Annotated in this window: 2 protein-coding genes; both read right to left on the bottom strand. The window is 72.5% G+C overall.

Going from position 1 to position 5,038, the window contains the following annotated elements:
• The coding region (locus SGA01_RS19030; RefSeq protein ID WP_371866065.1) for a beta-ketoacyl synthase N-terminal-like domain-containing protein at window positions 1–656 on the bottom strand (656 nt) is incomplete at its 3' end.
• Between the two features lie 5 nt (window positions 657–661).
• A partial coding sequence (locus tag SGA01_RS19035) for a type I polyketide synthase (RefSeq protein WP_141297677.1) occupies window positions 662–5,038 on the bottom strand: 4,377 nt, incomplete at its 5' end.

Consider the following 5,038-nt stretch of genomic DNA (forward strand, 5'->3'; position numbering starts at 1 on the left):
ACCGCCGGACCCTCAAGGCCGTACGTGTACGACAGGCGGCCCGAGGCCACACTGCCCGCGCTGCCGCTGAAGAGGTAGCCCTCGAAGCCCTCGGGGGGCAGGTTGGGCCTGGACCCGTAGTCGTTGTACATGACGCCGGTGAACACGCCGGTGCGGCTGCCGCGCAGCGCCTCCGGGTCGAGTCCCGCGCTCTCGAAGCTCTCCCACGCCGTCTGGAGGAGGAGTCGCTGCTGCGGATCGGTGGCGAGCGCCTCGCGCGGGGACATCCCGAAGAAGTCCGCGTCGAACCGGTCCGCCTCGTGGAGGAAGCCGCCTTCGCGACCGTACGACGTACCAGGATGGTCGGGGTCGGGGTCGTAGAGGTTGTCGAGGTCCCAGCCGCGGTTGACGGGGAACTCGCTGATCGCGTCGGTGCCTTCGGCCACCAGCCGCCACAGGTCCTCCGGCGACGACACACCGCCGGGATAGCGGCACGCCATACCCACGATCGCGATGGGCTCCTGGGCCTTGTCCTCCACCTCGCGCAGGCGCCTGCGCGCGTCACGGGCGTCCGCGATCGCCCGCTTGAGGTAGTCGCGGAGTTTGTCCTCGCCCGCCATGGTGTTCTCAGCTCCCCGTTGTGTCGTGCTCGTCGACTTCTGTTCTGCGCTCGTCATGCCTGTCACTCCAGGTCGTCGAAGAGCGCGAAGAGCTCCTCGTCGCTCGCGGACGTGAGGTCCTGGTCCCGGTCGTCGTCCTCGGCCTCGGGTGCTCCGGCCGCCGCGTCCGCGACGTCGAGAAGCTCCCGCAGCCGGGCGGTGATCCGCTCGTGCGCTGTGCCGTCCGCGGCCACCGCCCCGATCGCCGCCTTGAGCCTGGCCAGTTCGGTCAGGACGGGCTCCTCCGGTGCGACCTCGTCATGGGCGAGGAAGTCGAGGAGGTGGGTGGCGAGGGCGGCGGGAGAGGGGTGGTCGAAGACGAGGGTGGTGGGCAGGCGAAGCCCGGTGGCCGCGTTGAGACGGTTACGCAGCTCCACTGCCGTCAGCGAGTCGAAGCCCAGCTCCTGGAAGGCCCGCTCCGCCTCCACCGCACCCTGATCGGCGTGACCCAGCACCCCCGCGACCTGCTCACGTACGAGGTCGATCAGGATCCGCTCCCGCTCGGCCCGGCCGAGGCCGGCCAGGCGCTCCGGCAGAGCCGGAGCACCGCCCGCGGAGGCGGTGCCGGCTGCCGCCCGGCGCGGCGCCGGAGGCACCAGGCCGCGAAGCATCGCGGACAGCGACTCACTGCCCTGCGCCCGAAGGGCAGCGGTGTCCATCCGCGTCACCGCGTACACGGCATCCGCCGCACCGGTCGACGTGGCCGAGTCGAACAGGTCCATCGCGTCCTTCGACTCCAGCGGGAGCAGACCCGAGCGCGCCAGACGCCGCAGATCCGCCTCCCCCAGATGCCCCGACAGCGCACTGGACTCCGCCCACAGACCCCACGCCAACGACACACCCGCAAGACCGGAAGCCCGCCGATGCTCCATCAACGCATCCAGGAACGTGTTACCGGCCGCGTAATTCGCCTGACCGGCCGTTCCGAGAAGGCCCGCGAGCGAGGAGTACACGACGAACGCGTCGAGCTCCAGATCCTTCGTCAGCTCATGCAGGTTCCACACCGCATCCACCTTCGGACGCAACACCGCATCCAACCGATCCCGCGTCAGCGCCTCCACGGTCACGTCGTCCGACACACCCGCGGTGTGCACCACAGCCGACAGAGGACTCTCGGCGGGTATCGACGCCAGAACCTCCGCCAACGCGGCACGATCCGCCACGTCCACAGCCGCGAACACCACCTCGGCACCCTCAGCCGCCAACTCCTCGGCCAACTCCACAGCCCCCGGAGCCTCCGCACCACGCCGACTCACCAGCACCAGCCGACGCGCACCGTGTCGGGTCACCACATGACGTGCGGCAAGGCTGCCGAGCGTGCCCGTGGCACCGGTGACCAGAACCGTGCCCCGACCCCAGTCCACGGACTCCTCGACAGGTGCGACATCGGCGCGGACGAGACGGGGCACGAGCACCCGGCCACCCCGCACCGCGGCCTGGTCCTCACCCGACACCAAGGCGACAGCAACGTCCGCCTCCTCCTCCACATCGACCAGAACCACCCGCCCCGGATGCTCCGCCTGCACCGAACGCACCAGACCCCACACACCCGCGTGCACAAGATCCGAGACGCCCACACCCTCGACGCCCACAGCACCTCGCGTGACCACCACCAGCCGGGACCCGGCCGACGACTCATCCGCCAGGAACTCCTGGACCCGGGCCAGTACGTCCGCCACAGCGCCCCGAGCCACCTCGGCCAGGCCGCTCCCGGTCACCGTCCCCGGAGCCAGGACCAGCGACACCGTGTCCGGCGCGCCGGCACCTTCCCCGGCGGCCACCGGAACCGGCCGCCACTCGACCCGGAACAACCCGTCGCGCGACGACCCCGCCGCACGCAACGCCTCCCGCGACAACGGCCGCAGCACCAGCGAATCCACCGACCCCACCGGCCCGCCCGCGCCGTCCGCGAGGGTGAGCGACGCCACGAGGGAGTCCGGGTCGGGGCTGGTCAGAGCGAGCCGTACGCGGAGCACGGAGGCCCCGGTGGTGTGCACGTCCGCACCGGACCAGGAGAAGGGCAGCCACGACGGGCCTTCTGCCGTGGCGACGCCCGGGAGGAGGGAGTGGAGCGCCGCGTCGAGAAGCGCGGGATGCACCGCGAACAGACCCGCGTCCGCCCGCAGCCCCTCCTCCAGGGCGACCTCGGCGAAGAGTTCGCCCTCGCCCTTCCACAGTCGCCTCAGCCCCTGGAACGCTTCACCGTATTCATAGCCGCGCTCCACCAACCGGCCGTAGACATGGTCCAGTTCGACCTCGGTCGCACCGGCCGGCGGCCACACCGCCAGGCCGCCGCCCGCGCCCGACCCGGCCACCCGGGGCACCACCGAACCGCTCGCGTGCAGGACCCAGGCGCCCTCGCCGTCCAGCCGCCCGTACACCTCCACGGGACGGCGTCCCGAGGTTTCCTCCGCGCCGCCCACGACGACCTGCACCTGCACGCCGCCGCGCTCCGGCAGCACCAGGGGTGCCGAGAGGAGCAGTTCCTCGACGTGGCCCGCGCCCGCCTGTTCCCCGGCGGTGAGAGCGAGTTCCAGCAGGCCGGTGCCGGGCACCAGCACTGAGCCGGCGACCGCGTGGTCCGCGAGCCACGGATGCGTACGCGTGGAGAGGCGTCCCGTGAAGACGTACCCGTCGCGGTCCGCCATGGCGACCTCCGCGCCGAGCAGCGGGTGGTCCGCCGCGGCCAGGCCGAGCGCCGTGGCGTCGCCCGGCACCTCCGCCTTGCCCTCCAGCCAGTAGCGCCGGTGCTGGAAGGCGTACGTCGGGAGATCGACCCGCCGGGCGCCCGGGAACACCGCCGCCCAGTCGGGGCCGGCTCCGCGCAGCGCCGTGCGGGCCACGGCCGCGCCCACGGAGTGGGGCTCGCTCGCCCCCTTGCGCAGGGCGGACGCGAGCGATCCGGCCTCCTTCACCAGGCAGTCCTCGACCAGCGCGACGAGCACGCCGTCGGGGCCGAGCTCCAGCCATTCGGTGACGCCCTCGCCCTCCAGGTACCGCACCCCGTCGGCGAAGCGCACGGCCTCGCGGATGTGGCGTGCCCAGTACGCGGGCGAGGTCAGCTGGTCGACGCCGGCCAGGGTCCCGGTGACGTTGGAGACGACCGGGATCGTCGGGGCGCGGAAGGTGAGCCCGGAGATCGCGGTGACGAACTCGTCGACGATCTCGTCCATGTGCGGCGAGTGGAAGGCGTGGCTGACCGGGAGGCGCTTGGTCCGCCTGCCCTGCTCGCGCCACTGCGCCATCAGCCGCTCGACCGCGTCCTCGTCGCCGGAGACGACGGTGGCGTTCGGGCCGTTGACTCCGGCGACGGCCACGGCCGCGGCCACCGCGGCAGTCGCGGCGACGCCTTCGGTGAGGGCCGCGATGGCCTCGCGGACCTCCTCCTCGCTCGCCTGGACCGCGGCCATCGCGCCGCCGGCCCGGGCCGACTGCATCAGGCGGCCGCGGTGGGCGACCAGGACGCACGCGTCCGCCAGGTCGAGGACCCCGGCCAGATGGGCCGCGGTCACCTCGCCGATGGAGTGGCCGATGAGGTAGTCGGGGACGAGTCCGTGGGCCTCGAACAGTCGGTACAGGGAGGTCTCCAGGGCGAACAGCGCCGCCTGTGTGAACACCGTACGGTCGATGAGCGCCGCGTCCTCCGACCCCTCGGGGGCGAAGACGACGTCCTTGAGAGGACGGGGCAGTTGACGGTCCAAGTGGTCGCAGATCTCGTCGAACGAGGCGGCGAAGACCGGCGACCGGTCGTAGAGTTCGCGTCCCATGCCCTGTCGCTGGGATCCCTGACCCGTGAGCAGGACGGCCGTCCGTCCCGTGGCCGTGGCCCCGCCCCGGACGACGGACGGCGAGTCCTCGCCGTGCGCCAAGGAAGCCAGTGTGTCGAGGAGTTCGCCCCGGTCGGTGCCGATGACGGCGGTCCGGTGGTCGAGCAGGGCGCGCGTCGTGGCGAGGGTGAGACCGATGTCGGCGGCGCTCGCCTCCGGGTGCTCGGTCGCGTAGGTCCGCAGGCGCTCGGCCTGGGCGCTCACGGCCCGCTCGTCGCGTCCCGACAGGATCCACGGAAGAGCCAGGCCCGAGGTGGGGGTGGCGACGGGGGTGCCGGTGAGTTCGGAGGGGGTCGCGGGCCGGGTCTCCACGGCAGGCGCGGCGTCGGGTGCCTGCTCGATGATGACGTGCGCGTTGGTGCCGCTGATCCCGAAGGACGAGACCGCGGCGCGGCGCGGACGCCCGACCTCCGGCCACTCCCGCTCCTCCGTGAGAAGCGAGACCGCACCCGCCTCCCAGTCCACGTGCGGCGAAGGCTCATCCGCGTGGAGGGTCTTCGGCAGTACACCGTGGCGCATGGACTCGATCATCTTGATGACGCCACCGACACCGGCGGCAGCCTGCGCGTGCCC

It is taken from the genome of Streptomyces gardneri, from assembly GCF_006539185.1.
Lineage (GTDB): Bacteria > Actinomycetota > Actinomycetes > Streptomycetales > Streptomycetaceae > Streptomyces > Streptomyces gardneri.